The organism is Limnohabitans sp., assembly GCF_034680285.1.
Lineage (GTDB): Bacteria > Pseudomonadota > Gammaproteobacteria > Burkholderiales > Burkholderiaceae_C > Limnohabitans_A.
Genome location: NZ_JAXITC010000011.1, coordinates 68,636 through 86,016 on the forward strand (window position 1 = coordinate 68,636; position 17,381 = coordinate 86,016).

General features: G+C 59.3%; 24 protein-coding genes. 21 read left to right on the plus strand and 3 right to left on the minus strand.

What is annotated here, in order from left to right:
* Window positions 1-29 precede the first annotated feature (29 nt).
* The 7 genes from SWE17_RS10435 to SWE17_RS10465 all read left to right on the plus strand — a co-directional run bounded on the left by SWE17_RS10435 (window position 30) and on the right by SWE17_RS10465 (window position 5,850).
* Window positions 30-317: a hypothetical protein gene (locus SWE17_RS10435; RefSeq protein WP_322993035.1), complete on the plus strand. Its 288-nt coding sequence runs from the start codon at window positions 30-32 to the stop codon at window positions 315-317.
* Window positions 310-2,628, plus strand: a complete 2,319-nt coding sequence (locus SWE17_RS10440; protein ID WP_322993036.1) for a phage/plasmid primase, P4 family — start codon at window positions 310-312, stop codon at window positions 2,626-2,628. The genes SWE17_RS10435 and SWE17_RS10440 overlap by 8 nt, the downstream gene beginning before the upstream one ends.
* A 12-nt stretch (window positions 2,629-2,640) precedes the next feature.
* On the plus strand, window positions 2,641-2,841 hold the full coding sequence (locus SWE17_RS10445; protein ID WP_298596264.1) for a hypothetical protein: 201 nt from the start codon (window positions 2,641-2,643) through the stop codon (window positions 2,839-2,841).
* Window positions 2,838-3,077, plus strand: a complete 240-nt coding sequence (locus tag SWE17_RS10450) for a hypothetical protein (protein WP_322993037.1) — start codon at window positions 2,838-2,840, stop codon at window positions 3,075-3,077. The genes SWE17_RS10445 and SWE17_RS10450 overlap by 4 nt, the downstream gene beginning before the upstream one ends.
* Window positions 3,070-3,465, plus strand: coding sequence for a DUF6362 family protein (locus SWE17_RS10455; protein WP_322993038.1), 396 nt, complete (start codon window positions 3,070-3,072; stop codon window positions 3,463-3,465). Before SWE17_RS10450 ends, SWE17_RS10455 begins: the two co-directional genes overlap by 8 nt.
* Window positions 3,466-4,012: 547 nt before the next feature.
* Window positions 4,013-5,272: a site-specific DNA-methyltransferase gene (locus tag SWE17_RS10460; protein WP_322993039.1), complete on the plus strand. Its 1,260-nt coding sequence runs from the start codon at window positions 4,013-4,015 to the stop codon at window positions 5,270-5,272.
* Window positions 5,273-5,352: 80 nt separating this feature from the next.
* A complete protein-coding gene (locus SWE17_RS10465; protein ID WP_416235007.1) occupies window positions 5,353-5,850 on the plus strand; it encodes a DUF6933 domain-containing protein in 498 nt (165 codons plus the stop codon).
* 26 nt (window positions 5,851-5,876) lie between these two features.
* Here SWE17_RS10465 and SWE17_RS10470 read toward each other — a convergent pair whose 3' ends face one another.
* The 3 genes from SWE17_RS10470 to SWE17_RS10480 are packed head-to-tail and all read right to left on the minus strand — an operon-like array spanning window position 5,877 to window position 6,902.
* Complete coding sequence (locus tag SWE17_RS10470; RefSeq protein WP_322993041.1) at window positions 5,877-6,236, minus strand: hypothetical protein; 360 nt, start codon at window positions 6,234-6,236, stop codon at window positions 5,877-5,879.
* Between the two features lie 7 nt (window positions 6,237-6,243).
* A complete protein-coding gene (locus SWE17_RS10475; protein WP_322993042.1) occupies window positions 6,244-6,687 on the minus strand; it encodes a DUF3489 domain-containing protein in 444 nt (147 codons plus the stop codon).
* Window positions 6,684-6,902 carry a DUF6900 domain-containing protein gene (locus SWE17_RS10480; RefSeq protein ID WP_322993043.1) on the minus strand — a complete coding sequence of 73 codons (219 nt, stop codon included), beginning with the start codon at window positions 6,900-6,902 and terminating at the stop codon, window positions 6,684-6,686. The genes SWE17_RS10475 and SWE17_RS10480 overlap by 4 nt, the downstream gene beginning before the upstream one ends.
* A 154-nt stretch (window positions 6,903-7,056) precedes the next feature.
* On the opposite strand from SWE17_RS10480, the gene SWE17_RS10485 reads away from it, so the two are divergent.
* From SWE17_RS10485 to SWE17_RS10550, 14 genes are all read left to right on the plus strand, one after another.
* The gene (locus tag SWE17_RS10485) at window positions 7,057-7,389 is read left to right on the plus strand and encodes an HNH endonuclease (RefSeq protein ID WP_322993044.1); all 333 of its coding nucleotides are present in this window, start codon (window positions 7,057-7,059) and stop codon (window positions 7,387-7,389) included.
* A 380-nt stretch (window positions 7,390-7,769) separates the two neighbouring features.
* Window positions 7,770-8,231, plus strand: coding sequence for a phage terminase small subunit P27 family (locus SWE17_RS10490; RefSeq protein WP_322993045.1), 462 nt, complete (start codon window positions 7,770-7,772; stop codon window positions 8,229-8,231).
* Window positions 8,232-8,236: 5 nt separating this feature from the next.
* On the plus strand, window positions 8,237-9,943 hold the full coding sequence (locus tag SWE17_RS10495) for a terminase large subunit (RefSeq protein WP_322993046.1): 1,707 nt from the start codon (window positions 8,237-8,239) through the stop codon (window positions 9,941-9,943).
* A gap of 32 nt (window positions 9,944-9,975) precedes the next feature.
* A complete protein-coding gene (locus SWE17_RS10500) occupies window positions 9,976-11,460 on the plus strand; it encodes a phage portal protein (RefSeq protein WP_322993047.1) in 1,485 nt (494 codons plus the stop codon).
* Window positions 11,457-12,395 (plus strand): signal peptide peptidase SppA, encoded by a 939-nt coding sequence (sppA, locus tag SWE17_RS10505; RefSeq protein ID WP_322993048.1) that lies wholly within the window; start codon window positions 11,457-11,459, stop codon window positions 12,393-12,395. Before SWE17_RS10500 ends, sppA begins: the two co-directional genes overlap by 4 nt.
* Window positions 12,396-12,533: 138 nt before the next feature.
* Window positions 12,534-13,865 (plus strand): phage major capsid protein, encoded by a 1,332-nt coding sequence (locus SWE17_RS10510; protein WP_322993049.1) that lies wholly within the window; start codon window positions 12,534-12,536, stop codon window positions 13,863-13,865.
* A gap of 29 nt (window positions 13,866-13,894) precedes the next feature.
* Window positions 13,895-14,344 carry a hypothetical protein gene (locus SWE17_RS10515; RefSeq protein ID WP_322993050.1) on the plus strand — a complete coding sequence of 150 codons (450 nt, stop codon included), beginning with the start codon at window positions 13,895-13,897 and terminating at the stop codon, window positions 14,342-14,344.
* Window positions 14,345-14,364: 20 nt separating this feature from the next.
* A complete protein-coding gene (locus SWE17_RS10520; protein WP_322993051.1) occupies window positions 14,365-14,988 on the plus strand; it encodes a head-tail connector protein in 624 nt (207 codons plus the stop codon).
* A 7-nt stretch (window positions 14,989-14,995) separates the two neighbouring features.
* Entirely contained in the window at window positions 14,996-15,346 is a 351-nt protein-coding gene (locus SWE17_RS10525; protein WP_322993052.1) for a phage head closure protein, read from the plus strand.
* Window positions 15,339-15,857: an HK97-gp10 family putative phage morphogenesis protein gene (locus tag SWE17_RS10530; RefSeq protein WP_322993053.1), complete on the plus strand. Its 519-nt coding sequence runs from the start codon at window positions 15,339-15,341 to the stop codon at window positions 15,855-15,857. The genes SWE17_RS10525 and SWE17_RS10530 overlap by 8 nt, the downstream gene beginning before the upstream one ends.
* A complete protein-coding gene (gene gp17 / locus SWE17_RS10535) occupies window positions 15,841-16,185 on the plus strand; it encodes a tail completion protein gp17 (protein WP_322993054.1) in 345 nt (114 codons plus the stop codon). The genes SWE17_RS10530 and gp17 overlap by 17 nt, the downstream gene beginning before the upstream one ends.
* 47 nt (window positions 16,186-16,232) lie before the next feature.
* The gene (locus SWE17_RS10540; RefSeq protein WP_322993055.1) at window positions 16,233-16,643 is read left to right on the plus strand and encodes a phage tail tube protein; all 411 of its coding nucleotides are present in this window, start codon (window positions 16,233-16,235) and stop codon (window positions 16,641-16,643) included.
* A 4-nt stretch (window positions 16,644-16,647) separates the two neighbouring features.
* Window positions 16,648-17,013 carry a hypothetical protein gene (locus tag SWE17_RS10545; RefSeq protein ID WP_108311740.1) on the plus strand — a complete coding sequence of 122 codons (366 nt, stop codon included), beginning with the start codon at window positions 16,648-16,650 and terminating at the stop codon, window positions 17,011-17,013.
* 44 nt (window positions 17,014-17,057) lie between these two features.
* Window positions 17,058-17,381: a DUF4035 domain-containing protein gene (locus SWE17_RS10550; protein ID WP_322993056.1), complete on the plus strand. Its 324-nt coding sequence runs from the start codon at window positions 17,058-17,060 to the stop codon at window positions 17,379-17,381.

Here is a 17,381-nt window from a genome sequence, read left to right on the forward strand (position 1 = left end):
GAAAGCCGTCTGCAGGGACAACTGTTTTCATGAGAAAAACCAAACCAATGTTTTCTCCGCAGAGGCAGGCAGGCCATATGGCGGCTGACTTCGCGGAAGACCATCTCGTCACGGCTGACCAGGCCTCGGCTGCACTGAACTTGCCGCTGTACTACTTCATTGACGCCCGCAAGCGCGCTGAGCTGGGAATCCCGTACTACTCGATCAATCGCATGGTGCGTTATCGGATCCGGGAACTTCACAAATGGCAAGTGAGGTACGCCGCCGAGCAGGTCAAGCAGCCAGATGCATCTGAAACAGGAGGTGCGCATGCTTGATTTCAATGATGTCCCAAGCGGCCAAGAGCGCAAGGCAGCTGAGGGCGGCACTGACACGGCGCGTGAGAAAGATGAAATCCGATCAGCCCTCAACGAACAACTGGGTCTACTGGCACTGGATATCTGGCCTTCGGGCAAACGTCGCCAGAACAAGTACCTGGTCGGCGATGTGATGGGTGGTCCCGGCGACAGCCTGGAGCTCCTGCTTTCGGGCCCCAAGACTGGCTTGTGGACCGACCGCGCCACAGGTGAAGGCGGTGACATCCTCGACCTCATCGCCCGTTACTACAGCCTCGATGTGCAGGCCCAATTCCCCCAGGTGCTTGAACGGGCTAAAGGTTGGCTCGGACGCGTATCAGCCATGCCCGCCAGCGCGGTGGCCGCGAGCAAAGCCAAAACCCCTGCCGTGGATGAGCTGGGACCTGCAACAGCCAAGTGGGATTACCAGGATGCCAGCGGAAAACTCATCGCAGTGGTGTACCGCTACGACCCAGAGCCGGGCCGCAAGGAATTCAGGCCATGGGATGTGCGCCGCCGCAAGATGGCTCCACCTGAGCCGCGTCCGCTGTACAACCAACCGTGCATGCTCAAGGCCGAGCAAGTCGTGATGGTGGAGGGTGAGAAGTGCGCACAAGCATTGATTGATCTGGGTGTATGCGCCACCACGGCCATGCACGGCGCCAACGCACCGGTTGAGAAAACTGACTGGTCCCCCCTGTCTGGCAAGCACGTCCTGATCTGGCCAGATCGCGACAAACCTGGCTGGCAATATGCCGACCATGCTTCGCAGGCCATCATGCAGGCTGGGGCCAAGTCCTGCGTCATCTTGCAGCCCCCGGCAGAAAAGCCCGAGGGCTGGGATGTGGCCGATGCGGTGCAAGACGGCTTTGACATAGCTGGCTTTCTTGCCGTGGGCGAGCGCGTGCCGGTGGTGCATCAGATCGACGCACACACGCCCATGCAGCTGGTCGATGGGATCGACTACACGAACGAGGATGGGCTGGCCATGGCCTTTTCTCACCAGTTCGCCGAGGAATGGCGCTACTGCGCACCATGGAGCAAATGGCTTGTGTGGAACGGCGTGCGCTGGAACATCGACAAGGCCTTGTATGTCATGCACCTGTGTCGCCTGATTTGCCGGGCAGCTTCAGTGCATGCCGATGGCACCAAGCTCAAAGGTCGCTTGGCCAGCTCTGGAACGATCTCGGCGATTGAGCGCATCGTGCGCTCCGAGCCGCGCCACAGCGCCTCGGTCGATGAGTGGGACTCAAGCGTCTGGCTACTCAACACGCCTGGTGGCATCGTAGATCTGCGCACTGGTGCACGTGGTCCGCATGACCGCGAGCGCCGCATGACCAAGGTGACCACGGCCACCCCGCAAGGGGATTGCCCGGTTTGGCGAAATTTCCTGGTCAACGTCACAGGGGGTGATGACGAGTTGCAGGACTACCTGCAGCGTGTGGTGGGTTACTGCCTGACCGGTGACATCAGCACTCACGCACTGTTTTTCCTGTACGGCACCGGTGCAAATGGCAAGTCGGTATTCGTGAACGTGATCTCCACGGTGCTTGGCGACTATGCCGCCAACGCTCCCATGGACACCTTCATGGAATCGCGCTCGGACCGGCACCCCACCGATCTGGCAGGACTGCGTGGTGCACGCTTTGTATCGGCAACTGAGACAGAGCAAGGCAGGCGCTGGAACGAATCCAAGATCAAGGCGATCACGGGTGGGGATGACATCACGGCGCGCCTGATGCACCAAGATTTTTTCACCTACAGACCTCAGTTCAAGCTCTTGATTGCCGGTAACCACAAGCCTGCGATCCGCAACATCGATGAGGCCATGCGTCGCCGCATGCACCTGATCCCTTTCACGATCACGGTTCCTCCAGAAAAGCGCGATCCGCTCCTGACCGAAAAGCTGCTGGCTGAGCGCGACGGAATCATGGCCTGGGCCGTCCAGGGCTGCCTGCTCTGGCAAAGCCAAGGTCTGAGCCAGCCCAAGTCTGTGGTGAGCGCGACCGAGGAGTATTTCGAGGCCGAGGACGCCATGGGCAGATGGATGACAGAGCGCTGCAACCTGGGCGTCAACCACAAGGCGCTGACGGCCACGCTCTTCAACGACTGGAAGCAGTGGGCCGAACTCAGTGGTGAGTACATAGGCACGCAGCGCCGGTTCTCAGACGCCTTATTGGCCAGACGCTTTGACAAGTGGCGCAACTCCATGGGTGTGCGTGGCTATCAGGGGATCGACCTCAAACAGCCCACCTCTTTGCCTGCCCGGTCCTATCCGTACAACGATGATTGAGAGGAAATTTCAATGAAAAAGATTTCAGATATCGGCTCTTTGACGCAACTGACGAGTCATTACATTGGTTCTTTACGCGGGCGCGTAGACGCGCATAAAGAGAAGGAGTGTTTTGTACCGTCAAAAGCGTCAGACCCATTGTCAAAACCGGACAAGTCCGTTTTTGACTTCCCAGCGGCGCATCGGAATATTTCGTTTGGAGGGCAGGTATGAAGATCCCTCCAGCACGTTACCCATCGCCCCTTGGGCGCATGCAGGCCACTCCCATGGACGTCGAGGCGGCCAAGCGCCAAGGGTGGCGCGAGCAGCACATCCTGGTCGTCTCGGAAGAAGACGAGCGGCTTGACTTCCTGGAGCGCCAGCTCATCCGTTCCATTGGCGAGCGACTATATGGCGATCGGCTTTCTGGCCAGCACCCTGTGCAGACCAGAGGAGGTGGCCATGGTTGAAGCCTGGACAGTCGAGACGGTGGCAGACCGATTTGTCGATGCGGCCAGAACGGCCAGGCGCCTGCCACGCGTGATGGTGCAGGGCTACGCCAGCACCTGGCCCATAGTGATCCTGCCAAGTGATGCCTACCCGGATCCGCACAAGGTGTACCGTTTACCGCCCCCGTCCCCTCAGGACGTGGAACGCATGCTCGAAGTGATGCGCTGGGTGCAGTTGCTCGAGCTCGATGAGCGGCACCTGGTGTGGATGCGGGCCAAGCGCTTTGACTGGGTGGAGATCAGCAAACGCTTTGCCTGTGACCGAACGACGGCGTGGAGACGCTGGAAGCGGGACATGCAGGTGGTGGCGGATCTGCTCAACAGGCAGTCAGCGCAACTCAAACGGTGAAGATTCGAACCAGAGAGGAAATTAGCGTGTTTTGGCGTGCATGCGCGGCGCAATTCAATCTCAAAAGTGAATGCGCGGTTTTTGAGGCCAAAACACGCTGCAACATTTCGGCGATTTGCAGCTACATTTTCATTTACGGTGGACAAACGAGTGCAAAGACAGTGATGACAGTCACACACAGTCGATGACACCTCGAAACTTCCCCGTAACAGTCGAAAAATAGTCGAGAAAGAGTCAAAGACAGTCGATGACATCGACGTCTACTGACTGTTATCCGACTCCTATCGATGAACTTCGATTTCACCTGCTGCCTCGTACTCCGCCAGCTTTTCAAGCGGCAGGTACACAGTCGGTTTTCCCTCGCGGAGAACTTCCAGACGGCCATGAATTTCTGATCCCACTTCGTAGGTCCCAGCAATCAGCGGCGTAAAGCCTGCTCCGGATGCTGTGGCCTCAGTCGGGCTTTTGCGGGCCAGAACCCCGCGAACTACTTTGATTTGCACTGCTGAACATTCTCGTTTTGCAGTCGATTTTACTGGTCACCCCTATGAATCATCCTGAGATCCGAATGGTCCCAGTGGACGCGCTTGTCCCGTATGCACGCAACGCCCGTACCCACAGCGATGCCCAGGTTGCCCAGATTGCAGCTTCCATCACCGAGTTCGGCTGGACCAACCCGATCCTTACGGACGGGGCCAAGGGCCTGATTGCTGGCCACGGTCGCTTGATGGCAGCGCGCAAGCTCGGTCTCAAGGAGGTGCCGGTCATCGAGCTGGGGCACCTGACCCCCGAGCAGAAGAAGGCCTACATCCTGGCCGACAACCGGTTGGCCGAGAACGCTGGCTGGGATGACGAGCTCTTGAAACTGGAGTTGGCCGAGCTCAAAACGGCCGACTTCGATCTGGACCTGGTGGGTTTCACCGACAAAGAGCTCGAGGAGCTGCTGAACGGTGACGAGTCAGGCGGTGGTTTGTCTGAAGATGATGCAATCCCAGAAGCGCCAGTAGATCCTGTTTCCAGACCTGGGGACTTGTGGATTCTCGGCAACCACCGCCTCCTTTGTGGCGACTCAACTATCCTGTCGGATGTGGAGCGCCTCATGGGTGGCCAACTGGCCGACATGGCCTTTACCGATCCACCCTACAACGTTGACTACGGCAACAGTGCCAAGGACAAGATGCGCGGCAAAGACCGGCGCATCATGAACGACGATCTGGGGGAGGGGTTCTTCCAGTTCCTCTACGACGCCTGCCTGAACCTACTCCTAGTCACCAAAGGCGCCTGCTACGTGTGCATGAGCTCGTCCGAGCTGCACACCCTGCAAAAGGCCTGGATCAAGGCAGGTGGCAAGTGGTCCACGTTCATCATCTGGTCCAAGAACACCTTCACGCTCGGGCGCGCGGATTACCAGCGCCAGTACGAGCCCATCCTGTATGGGTGGAAGCAGGGCTCGGACCACTTCTGGTGCGGAGATCGCGACCAATCGGACATCTGGAACTACAACAAACCCCGGGTCAATGACCTGCATCCGACCATGAAGCCTGTCGAGTTGGTTGAGCGGGCCATCAAGAATTCATCCAAGAGCCGGGACATCGTTCTGGACCTGTTTGGAGGTTCGGGCACCACCCTGATCGCCAGCGAAAAGACTGGGCGTCAGGCTCGACTCATTGAACTTGACCCCAAGTTCGTGGATGTGATCATCAAACGCTGGGAGGACTACACCGGCCAGCAGGCGGTACGTGAGGACGATGGCTTGAAGTTTTCTGAGGCAAGCGAAAAGGCTCTTCCTGATTCAGCTGCCCAATGACGGTGATTCACATCTGCTTGCGTCAAAATCATGGGTAAGTCCAAGCCATGGGCTTTTTCAAACCATGAACTCAGACCGGCATGTTCAATCTTCACTGCACCAAGAAGCTTCTCGATCGCATCAAGCCAGAGCTTGAAAACCCTCGGAACGGGTCAACGCTTCTTGGTAATTGGTATGCTACTGCGCTGTTTTGGAAACCTCAAATGGCACTTGTGGTCAATGAGCGAACGCTTTTGCCTGTGCTGTTGCCCTTGGCGCCAGCGGCAACGCTTGCGCAGCGATTCCCGATAGCGCTGCGTGATGTGCTGCGAGCGCTGGATATGCCAGCCCAATTCATTGACTCAGAAATCAGTGGCATGAGTGAGGTGGTCTATGCCAAGACTGCCAACCGAAGCGTGCTTGGCGTGATGAATGAGTTTGTGTTTTTGGCAGAGGGTTACCGTGACCAAGATGGATCAGTCAACCCGGTTGCGTTGTCCCTCAAATTGGCAGGCACACCCTGTGGCCCTCTCTACAAAGGCGCTGTCTTTCCGGACAAGGCCCTGCGTGAGTTGGTCTATGGTGGTCCGATTCATTGACTGATCATTCGCTCGTTTCTAACAAATCAACCCAATCGAGCAACGTACCTTGCGTAGTCGCCACCAGACGGATCAATAAAAAGGTACGGGCGGCCAGGGGCGTGAACCTCGACACACAAGCGGCCATTGCCGATATAGCCGCCTTTGCCCTTTAACCAGTCACGTGACTTGTAGAGGTTCATCGCAAAGCCATCGAACTCTTCAGGAGTCATTTCCCTGGTATCGGAGACGTAGACCGTGTAATCGCCGCAAGCGGCAATGTCTGTGATGTCAGCGGGCTTGCGGCCAAAGGGAAGTCGGATGCTGAGTTCTTCGACTTCGATGCTGTTGCCATCAAAGTTGACAGTCATTGGCTTGCGTTCGATCGTGATGGTCATGGTTTTCATGTGAGCCTTAAATGGTTGTGGTGGTGATTCGGTAGACGCGGTCTGTGCCGGTCTGCTTCTCTGAGGTGATCTCCAGCCTCAGCTTCTTCTTGAGTGCGCCTGCCATCGCGCCGCGCACGGTGTGAACCTGCCAGCCTGTGGCCTCGGTCATCTGCGGCAACGTAGCGCCATCGGCACGGCTGAGCAGCTCGATCAGTACAGCTTGCTTGGTGCCTTCTCGTGTTGTGCGTGGTGGCTGAGTGGTGATGCCGATCTCTTGCAACCCTGTGGCTGTGGCCACGTACACCTCGGGCTCTGACGCGCTGGCCTCAATCAGCTGTGCGTTGCGCATGGCTGTCAGCACCTTGATGCGTGCACCACCCTTGAGGGTGTCGGGGAAGTTGGTCAGTTTCTTTTGAGGATGCTGTGCAGCGGCTTCGAGCAGCACGCGTTGTGTGTCCGTGAGTTTCATTGTTTGCCTTTCGATGTTGTTGATGTGTTTTGTACTGCTGCAGTGGCGGCAGCGTGGCCTGCGGCGTAAGCGGCCTCCAGTGCGCTCTTGACGGCCCAGACCGAGACGTCGTGGAAGTCCAGTCGGTCGCTGTGTTGTGTCTCCAGCGTTTCGATAAAGAAATGCTTCAGAGCGATCTGCTCCAGCAGCTTGTTCAGGTCCTTGTTTTGTTTCATGGGTTGATTCCTTTCGTTAATCCAATGTGATGGATTGACGCTCTGAATCAAGATGAAGCCAAGTCAATTTTTGAAGCTGTCGCTTAATTCTTGAAAGCCGATTGAGATGCCGCGAAGTGCGCCCACTCCATGCAGATATCCGGGTTGCGCGCAGGTGCTGAACGTGCCCGGCTACTGCAGCAATCACCAGCCCCAAGTGCACCGTGAGTACGGGCGTGCGCGGCGTGGGTTCGACACAGAGATCGGCTTCTATCAATCGGCCAGATGGCGCAACACACGTGCAGCGGTGCTGCGGGATAACCCGCTTTGCTGCAGGTGCCAGTCCAAGGGCGTGCTGCAGCCCGCCAAGGTGGTCGATCACATCGTTCCGGTCAAGCAAGGCGGTGAGCGCTTTGAGCGAGCGAACCTGCAGAGCCTGTGCGTGCCCTGTCACAACGCCAAGACCGCCTCAGAGACGGCATCCCTGCGCAACCAGGCCCCGTCCTGAAGGGGGAGGGGGGCTGAATCTCTACAGACTGGCGCCCTAGATGCGTGGGCTTGCGCAAATTTTTGTGCGTGCAAATTGAACAAGGGGGGGTATCAGGACTCCCAAGTGCCTACAGGGCTCCCATCGCTATCCCACTCAACAATTAATTTGGCGGGAAATTTAAGGTGGGTTTCTTTCAATATTTCTATTACACGTAGGCACTCAATCCATCGCCTGACCTCGGCAGAAGGCTCAAAAGTGATGTCGAAAGAATTTCCATTCAATGTGGTCAGAACGTATTTTTGTCGGCTAAGTCGATGCCCGGCTTCATCTTTAACTGTGTCGACGAGATATGTACCGGGCGGCAATCGTTTCAACTTAATCATAGAAATCTCCGAGCTATGGCTGGCCGCAAACCTGTACCTACAAGCATAAAGCAGCTCAAAGGCACGTTGCAGCCATGCCGGACCAACTACCACGAGCCCGTCCCAGAGGGCTTGCTGGTCGAGCCTCCGGACTACATGCCTGAGGGTGCCAAGGCTGCCTGGCGCTACGCGCTTGAATGTGCGCCGCCCACCCTGATTCGCAAGCTGGACATGTCTGTTTTGGAAATCTGGGCCTGCGCGGCAGACCTGTACCGACAGGCCCAGGCAGGCATCGGCAAAACGGGACTCTTGGTGAAGGCGCCCCATAGCGGTGTGCCCATGCAGTCGCCGTACTTGGCCATTGCCAACAAGCAGGCCCAGATCATGACCAAGGCTGCGATCGAGATGGGGTTCACCCCTGCGTCTCGCTCGCGTATCTCCATTCCAAACGAGCGACCGGGCGAAGAGCTGGATCTCTGGGAGGACATTGTTGGGTAGGACCGATGAGCACATACGCCGCGAGCGCCAAACAATATGCACAGCGCGTCGTATCAGGAGAGATCCTGACCTGCGAGTGGGTTCAGAAAGCCTGCAAACGCCAGCTCGATGACCTGATCCGCTTCAAACGCAAGAGCAGCATCTACCAGTTCAACCCGGAGCTACTTGACCGGCACGGTAGGCCTTACAGACCAGCCGACAACCTGTGCGCTTTCATTGAGCGCCTGCCCCACGTCAAAGGCCCACTGGCCAGCCGGATGATTGTTCTGGAGCCATGGCAGGTGTTCATCCTGTCCACGGTATTCGGATGGGTCAAATCGGACGGCAAGCGCCGTTTCAGGCGGTCGTACATCGAGGTGCCAAGGGGCAATGCCAAGTCCACCCTGTCATCGGCGGTGGGTCTGTACATGCTGGCGGCTGACCGCGAGGGCGGCGCTGAGGTGTACTCGCTGGCCACCACCCGCGATCAGGCTCGCATCGTCTTTGGCGATGCCCAGACCATGGCGCGCCTGAGTCCGGGATTTAGGAACCGGTTCGCGGTGAACGTCGGTGCGCACAACATGCATGTCTTGCAAACCGGCTCCAAGTTCGAAGCGCTCTCGGCTGAGGGCTCGACGCTGGACGGCCTGAACATCCACTTCGGTTGTATTGACGAGCTGCACGCCCACAAGACCCGAACGGTCTATGACGTTGTGGAAACCGGCACCGGCAAGAGGGACAACTCCCTGCTGTGGGTGATCACCACGGCTGGCAGCAACCGCTCAGGGATTTGTTACGAGGTCAGGAGCTTTGTCACCAAGCTGCTCAACCGAGTGTTCGAAGACGACTCTCAGTTCGGGATCATTTACGGCCTCGATGAAGGGGACGACTGGACGATCAAGGACTCCCTCATCAAGGCCAACCCCAACTGGGGCATCTCGGTGCGCGAAGAGATCCTGGTGCCCCTGCAGGCCAAGGCCATGCAGTTGCCCAGCGCGGTCAACAACTTCAAGACCAAGCACCTCAATGAATGGGTGAGCGCGGACAAGGCCTGGATGGACATGCGGGCCTGGGACGCGGGCACCAACCCCGATCTGGAGTTGGACCAGTTTCTCGGGCAACCCTGTTGGGTGGGCCTGGACCTGGCCAGCAAGACGGACATTGCGGCACTGGTCATGGTGTTCCAGCACCCTGACACACCAGACGCATATGCGGTGTTTGGCAAGTACTACCTGCCCGAGGACACTGTCCAGGCTGCGGGCAACAGCCAGTACGAGGGGTGGGCCCATACCGGACGCCTGTCGGTGACGCCGGGCAACGTGATCGACTTCAGCTGGATCGAGGCTGATCTGCTGGACATCGCATCCCGGTTTTCCGTCGAGGCCGTGGCCTTCGACCCGTTCCAGGCCACGCAGCTCTCAACTCGCATGCTGGCCGAGGGCCTGCCCATGATCGAGGTGCGTCCCACGGTGCTGAATTTCAGCGAACCGATGAAGACGCTTGAAGCCCTGGTCCTGCAAAAGAAGCTCGTCCATGACGGCGACCCGGTATTGGCCTGGATGGCCAGCAACGTGGTGGCCCACACGGACGTCAAAGACAACATTTACCCGCGCAAGGAGCGAGCAGAAAACAAGATCGACGGCATCGTGGCACTGATCATGGCCCTCTCACGGGCGATCAAACCGGGGGGCTCGGTGGTGCTGGGATCCGACTACGAGCTGATGCTGCTCTAACGAGACGGCAGGCGCGTTTTCTGACACTACCGATGGGAATCTTCAACCTCTTTGACCGATTCAGAGCTTCCACAAGTGATCGCTCCCCATGGGGCGATTTCTTTTTTGAGCCTGTGTCGGTGCGCAGCGTCTCGGGCATGCGCGTCTCGGCCGATTCGGCCATGCGCCTGGCAGCCGTCTATGCCTGCGTGCGCATCCTGTCTGAAACCATGGCCTCGCTGCCTCTGGTGGTCTATCGCGCTCGGGCAGATGGCGGCAAGGACAGGGTGACGGACCACTGGCTCTACCGGTTGCTGGGCAAGAAGCCCAATCGGTACCAGAACCCGTTCGAGTGGCGCGAGATGCTGCAGGGGCACCTGGCCCTGCGTGGCAATGCCTTCTGCCAGATCCTGGCCAACGGCCGAGGCGAGATCACCGAGCTGATCCCTATCCATCCGGACCGGGTGCGAATGGAACTGCTCACTGAAGGTGACTACCTATATCGGATTCAGAACCAGGCAGGCCACGAAATGATCCTGCCTCGCGGCGAGGTCTGGCACCTGCGGGGTTTGTCCTCGGACGGTCTGCTGGGCTTGAGTCCCATCGAGCTTTCCCGTGAGAGCCTGGGCATGGCATTGGCCGCGCAGGACTATGGCGCCCGGTTTTTCAACAACGATGCCAAACCCACGGGCGGCTGGATCGAGTTCCCGGGCAACTTCAAGGACGCCGAAGCCAAGAAGGTATTTCGTGAGTCCTACCAGCAGGCGCAGTCCGGAGCGAACCGGGGCAAGGTGCTGGTGCTGGAAAACGGCATGAAGTTCCACGAGGTGGGCGTCACCAACAAGGACGCCCAGTTCCTGGAGCTGCGCAAGTTCCAGATCACGGACATCGCTCGCCTGTTTCGGGTGCCGCCACACATGATCGCGGACCTGGATCGGGCCACCTTCTCGAACATCGAGCAGCAAAGCCTGGAGTTCGTCATGCACACCATGACGCCCTGGGCCGAGCGCTGGGAGGCTTCGATCGAAGCGGACCTGATGCTGGAAGGCGATGAGCTCGAAATCGAGTTTGACTTCGCCAACCTGATGCGTGGTGATGCGGCCAGCCGCTCGGCTTACTACCAAAGCGGCATCCAAAACGGCTGGCTCACCCGCAATGAGGCCCGTATCGCCGAGAACCTCAACCCGATTTCTGGACTGGATCAGCCCCTTCGCCCGCTCAACATGGTCGAAGAGGACGCGGCCGAGGCATTGGAGTCACAGACTGCAGCGGCAGACGGAACGCCCTCACCTGACGCAGACCCCGGGTCTGATCAGGCCATTCACCAGAGGCTGCGGGGTTTGGTTCATGTCAACGCACAGCGTCTGGCCCGTCGCATCAGCAGGACCGGTGCGATCGGACCCAAAGAAGTGAATTTGATCTCTGAGACCTTCGGCTTGACTCCATCACGGGTTGAGCAGTGGGCCACCCACATTGAAACACCTACCGATGAGCATGCACTGGCGCAAGCGCTCATCGAACTTGGAACGCATGAATGAACAAGCAACTTCTGATCTCTGAATTTTTGACCACGCCCTGGGCGCTGATGCCCGAGCGTCTGCAGGCCATGACTGCCGTCCTCACCCGTTGGTCTTCTGACGTGTCCCCCAGCGACGAGACGCTGTTTCAGATCAATACGGACCGGGTGCTGCGGGATACGCGCAAACAGTTCGCAACAGACCGTGCCTCTTCCAATGCCGGAGCTGGCATCGCGGTCCTGCCCCTGTATGGGGTGGTCACGCAGCGCGGCAACATGGTCGATGACATCTCAGGGCCGGGCAGTACCAGCACCCAGAAATTCACAAGCGCATTGCGCAATGTCTTGGCGGATGACACTGTGGGCCAAATCCTGATCGACATCGATAGCCCAGGCGGCAGCGTCTACGGCGTTGCCGAGCTGGCCGCCGAGATTGTCAAAGCCCGGGCCCAAAAGCCCGTGGTGGCCGTGGCCAATAGCCTGGCCGCCTCGGCCGCCTATTGGATCGGTTGCTCGGCCGGTGAGTTCTATGTCACCCCGGGTGGCGAAGTGGGCTCCATCGGTGTCTGGCAGGCCCACTTTGATTACTCAAAGGCGCTGGAAGAGGAGGGGGTCAAACCCACCCTGATTTCGGCAGGCAAGTTCAAGGTCGAGGGCAACCCGTATGTGCCGCTGGATCCTGAGGCCCAGGCCTTTATGCAGTCCCGCGTGGACGACTATTACAACGCCTTCATCAAAGCCGTGGCCAAGGGCCGAGGCGTCTCGATTGGCGATGTGCGTGATGGCATGGGCGAAGGCCGGGTGTTGGGCGCCGATGCGGCGCTTGCCGCCAAGATGGTGGACGGCATTGCCACCTTTGACGATGTGCTGGCCAAGATGCAAAAGTCGGCCGTCCCTCAAAAGCCACCGGGTGCATCCCGGCTTGGTCAGGCACGTGCAGCCCTTGCGCTGATCTGACCACGTACAGATTCCATTTCCCCAATTCAGCAGTCCTACGTTGAGGGCTGCCGACCACCTGCGACCCGTTGGTCGCGCCTCAAACCGCCGCCCCGTGCTTACTGCCTGGGCGGCATTTTTATTTCTGGAGCAACACCAATGAGTAAGCAATTGCGCGAGCTTCAAGCTCGCAAAGCCACCCTGGTCAAGGACGCACGTGCCCTGACCGATATCGCCGCATCTGAAGAGCGCGACATGACCGATGAGGAGTTGAATGCGTTCAACGCCCTCAAGGCCAAGATCGAGGCCGCGTCAGCCGCCATCGACCGCGAGGCTGCCCTGATCGCCAAAGAGGCGCATATGGCCAATGTAGCCCACTCGACAGTCTCCCATGGCCACACAGCTACGGTGATTTCCGTCACCGACAACCTGGAAGCCGACCCCAAGCACGGCTTCAAAACCGTGGGCGACTTCCTCAAAACCGTGCGTCAGGCGCAAAACCCCGGCAGCGCCATCGACGAGCGCCTCCTGATTGGCTCCGGTCGGGGTGCCGTCGCCCCTGCCTCTTTTGGCAGCGAAGGCTCGGCGCAAGACGGGGGCTTTCTGGTGCCGCCTCAATTCGCTCAAGAAATCTTCCAGCTCTCCTTGGGTGAAGACTCCTTGCTGCCGCTGACCGACAATGTCGAGATCACGGGCAACACCATGGCCTTCCCCAAGGATGAGACCACGCCCTGGGGCACCAACGGGATCCGAGCCTACTGGCAAGGCGAAGCCAATCCGGCCGGTGCCACCAAACCGGTGCTGGGCCTGTCCACCTTGCGCCTCAAAAAGCTCATGGCCCTGGTGCCGGTGACGGATGAGTTGCTGGACGACACCAATGCGCTGTCGACCTACCTACCCGACAAGATCGCCACTTCCATTCGCTGGAAGACCAACGAGTCGATCCTGTTTGGCGCAGGCACCGGCCTGCCGGTGGGCTGCATGACCAATGCGACCACGGTGACGGTGGCCAAGGAGTCGGGCCAGGCCACCCAGACCCTTCAGGCCCAGAACCTGGCCAAGATGATTTCTCGCCTGCCGCCAGGCTCATTTGGCAAGGCCGTGTGGATCGTCAACAACGACGTGTTGCCAGCGCTTTTCACGCTCATGCTGGGCAACTACCCGATTTACCTGCCCACGGGATTGCCCGTCGGCGGCATCCAGGTCTCGCCCTACGGCACTTTGCTGGGTCGCCCGGTGTTCGTCTCCCAGCACGCCAACAGCTTTTCTGCGGCGGGCGATGTGTTGCTGGCCGACCTGTCGTACTACCAGACCATCACCAAGGCCGGGGGCATGCAAACGGCCACCTCCATGCACCTGTACTTCGACTCGGACCTCACGGCGTTTCGGACCACGTTCCGCATGGATGGCCAGTCCAAGATCGCAGCGCCCATTGCACCGGCCAAGGGCAACGCCACCTTGTCGCCCTTTGTCCAACTGGGTGCACGTTGATCGTCGCCCTACTCTGAAGGAGAACCCTCATGTTTCCCAATGCAAAAGCCAGCGAGCAGCTGTCTATTTTGGCCACGCTCGACCCGGGCAATCAGGCGCCGGGTGTCGCCAACACTGGCTGGGTGCCGCTCAGCACCCACCATGGCCTGCTGGCGCTGGTTCAAACCGGCGCTCTGGCTACAGGTGCCACTGTTGACGCCAAGCTGCAGCAGGCCCAGGACACCAACGGCACGGGTGCCAAGGACGTGGCAGGCAAATCCATCGCGCAACTCACCCAGGCGAGCAACGGTGCCAACCGTCAGGCGCTCATCAACTTGCGCCCTGAAGAGCTCGATGTGAACAATGGCTTTGCCTTCGTCCGCCTCGTGGTCACGGTGGCTGCCGCTGCAGCCAACACCTCGGCGCAGCTGCTGGGCGTCAACCCGCGACTGGCTTCAGCCGAAACAGCCAACCAAGCTGCTGTGGCTCAGATCGTTTGATCTGAAGGGGAGAGCGGTGCATGCCCATGCAGTTGATCACCCCGCCAGCGGCCGAGCCCATCTCGCTGGCCGAGGCCAAGCTCCACCTGCGTGTGGACTTTGGCGAGGACGATGCCCTGATTCAGGCGCTGATCTCGGCAGCCCGCCAGGCCGCCGAGATGCTGACCCAGAGGCAGCTGGTCACGGCCCGCTGGCGCATGGTGCTCGACAGCTTTCCCGGACCCAGCCTGATGGGTGTGCCCGTAGGGCAGACCTTCACGCTGCCCGGACATGCCGTTCTGCTGCCCAAGTCGCCTGTGGCGTCGGTGGTGGAAATTCGCTATCTGGACATGGCGGGTGTTTCGCAAGTCATGCCCTGCGCCCATTACACGGTGGACAAGGCCTGTGAGCCTGCCCGCATCACCCCGGTGTTTGGTCAGATCTGGCCTGTGGCTTTGCCACAAATCGGTGCCGTCTCGGTGATTTTTGATGCCGGGTATGGCAGCGCAGCGGATGTGCCCGAAGGCCTCAAAAGCTGGATCAAGCTGCGTCTGGGCAGTCTGTACGCCCACCGCGAGGAAGTTGCTTCGATGGCCCGAGGTCGCATTGACCCCTTGCCCTTTGTCGATGGCCTGCTCGATCCCTACAAAGTACCCCTGATATGAGGCCTTTATGAACCCGATCGGAGCAGGCGCATTGACGCGCCGCATCAGGATTCAGCGCCCCAGCACGACCAAAGACCGCCTGGGTGGCCCCTGCCGCACTTGGCTCGATGTGGCGACCGTCTGGGCTGATATCCAGCCGCTGTCCGGGCGTGAAGCGGTGATCGCTGGGCGGATCTCGGCAGAACTCACCCACCAGATCACGGTGCGCCACCAGAGCCTTTTTGACAACCCCCACCAAGTGGCCCAGATGCGCGTTCTCTACAAAGCCCGTGTGTTCAACATCCACTCAGCTCTTGATGAAGACGAGCGCCGGGTCAAACTCATCTTGTTGGCTTCCGAAGGGCTTGACGATGGCTAAACGTGAAACCGTCAAGATCGAAGGCCTGGCAGAACTGGGCAAAGCCCTGCGCGAATTGCCAGATCGTGTTGCCAAGAACGGCCTGCGTGTGTCGGTGTACGCCGGGGCCAAGGTCGTTCGGGACGAAGCCCGCGCTCGGGCACCCAAGGCACAGCAGTCTCTGGGGCCGAACCAGCCCCCACCGGGCACCCTCAAGCGCTCGGTGATCATGAAGCACATCCCAGAGCTCTCCAGCCTCACGCGTCAGACTTTCTTCGTGACGGTGCGCCACGGCAAGAAGTACCGCAAGCAGGGCAAAAAAGGCAACCTGTCCCAGGACGCCTGGTATTGGCGCTTTGTGGAGTTTGGCACCCGAAAGATGGCTGCACGCCCATTTCTGCGTCCGGCGCTCGAGGCCAAACGGCGCGAAGCCGCTCAGGCCATGAAAGAGCGCTTGCAGCAGCGCGTGGCGATGGAAGCCAAAAAAATTCAGCACAAGACCTTAGGACACAGCGGTGCAGGACTTCTTTGACGCCATCCAAAACTTGGCTGGTGGTGAGGTGTACGCCCTGGTCGCTCCAGAAAGCACACAGTACCCAGCCATCGTTTACACACCCATCGCACAAGAGCACATCTTTGGCATCGATGGGCCAAATTTGTCACGTGGCTTGCAGCGCGTTCGAGTGCAGGTCGACACCTACGCCAGAACCTACCAGGAGGCCTTGCACCTGCAAGACCAGGTCCTGGCGGCGCTTTTGGCCGACATGAGCACCATCGCCGATGTGCGCATGGGGCTCAGTGAATTTGAAGCGCAAGCCCGGCTGTACCGGGTGAGCGTGGACTACACCTACCACCGCTGAACCCGTTTCAGCCCACAACAGTTTCACCGCACAACAGGAGCACGTGCATGAGCAGCACCGCCATCACCGCACAGGGCATTGCCATTGCCCGCTTTGGCACCACCACCTTTGAAACCATTCCCAACGTGGTCTCGTTTCAGGGCCCCGGAGGCCAGGCTTCGGTCATTGACGTGACCAATCTGGCCTCAACCTCCAAAGAAAAACGCGTGGGTTTGCGCGACGAAGGTCAGCTTTCACTGAGCCTTCACTACAACCCCGAAGACGCAGTGCACCAGGGCTTGCGCACCGACCGCGCCAACCGCGCCCATCGTCAGTTTCGGATCACCTTCACCGATGTGGCTGCAGCCACTTGGACGTTTTACGGCTATGTCACGCAGTTCAGCGTGCAAGGCGGGGTGGACGCGGTGGTTGAAGCCAGCGTGACCATTGAAATCGACGGCGACATCACAGAAAGCTAAACCCATGAACCTCCTGTCCAAAGAAGCCATCCTATCTGCCGACGACCTGCCGCGCGAAATCGTGAGCGTTCCCGAATGGGGCGGTCAGGTGTACGTGCGCACCATGACCGGCACCGACCGCGACGCCTTTGAAGCCAGCCTGATCACGAGGGATTCAAACACCTCGTCTAACGATCAACGCATGCACAACGTGCGCGCGCGCCTGGTCTCGCTCACCCTGTGCAGCGAGTCGGGCGAGCGCATGTTCCAAGATGGCGACATCGACGCCTTAGGCCGCAAAAGCGCCCGGGCGCTCGACCGGGTCTTTGCTGTGGCCCAGCGCCTCAACGGCATCGGTGCCGATGAGGCGCAAGCTGCAAAAAACGCCTGATTGCCAGCCCGGCCCGGCGCTTTGTGTTTCGGCTGGCGTTAGCTTTGGGTCTGCCGGTGCGCGAGTTGCTGGCGCGCATGGGCTCTGACGAGCTCACCGAGTGGATGGCGTTTTATCAGTTGGAGCCCTTTGGGGATTTTCGGGCGGACTTGCGCTCGGCCATCATCGCATCCACCTTGGCCAACGCCCACCGCAGCAAAGAGGGCAAGCCCTTCACGCCCGAAGACTTCATGCCCTTTGTGGACAAACACCACAAAGATCACCACAAGCCACACCGTTCAGATCAACCCAAGGCATCTGAAGCAGATGCGGCACGCCTGAACATCGCCCGCTTCAAAGCCATGTTCGCGCACCGCATCAAGAGATAA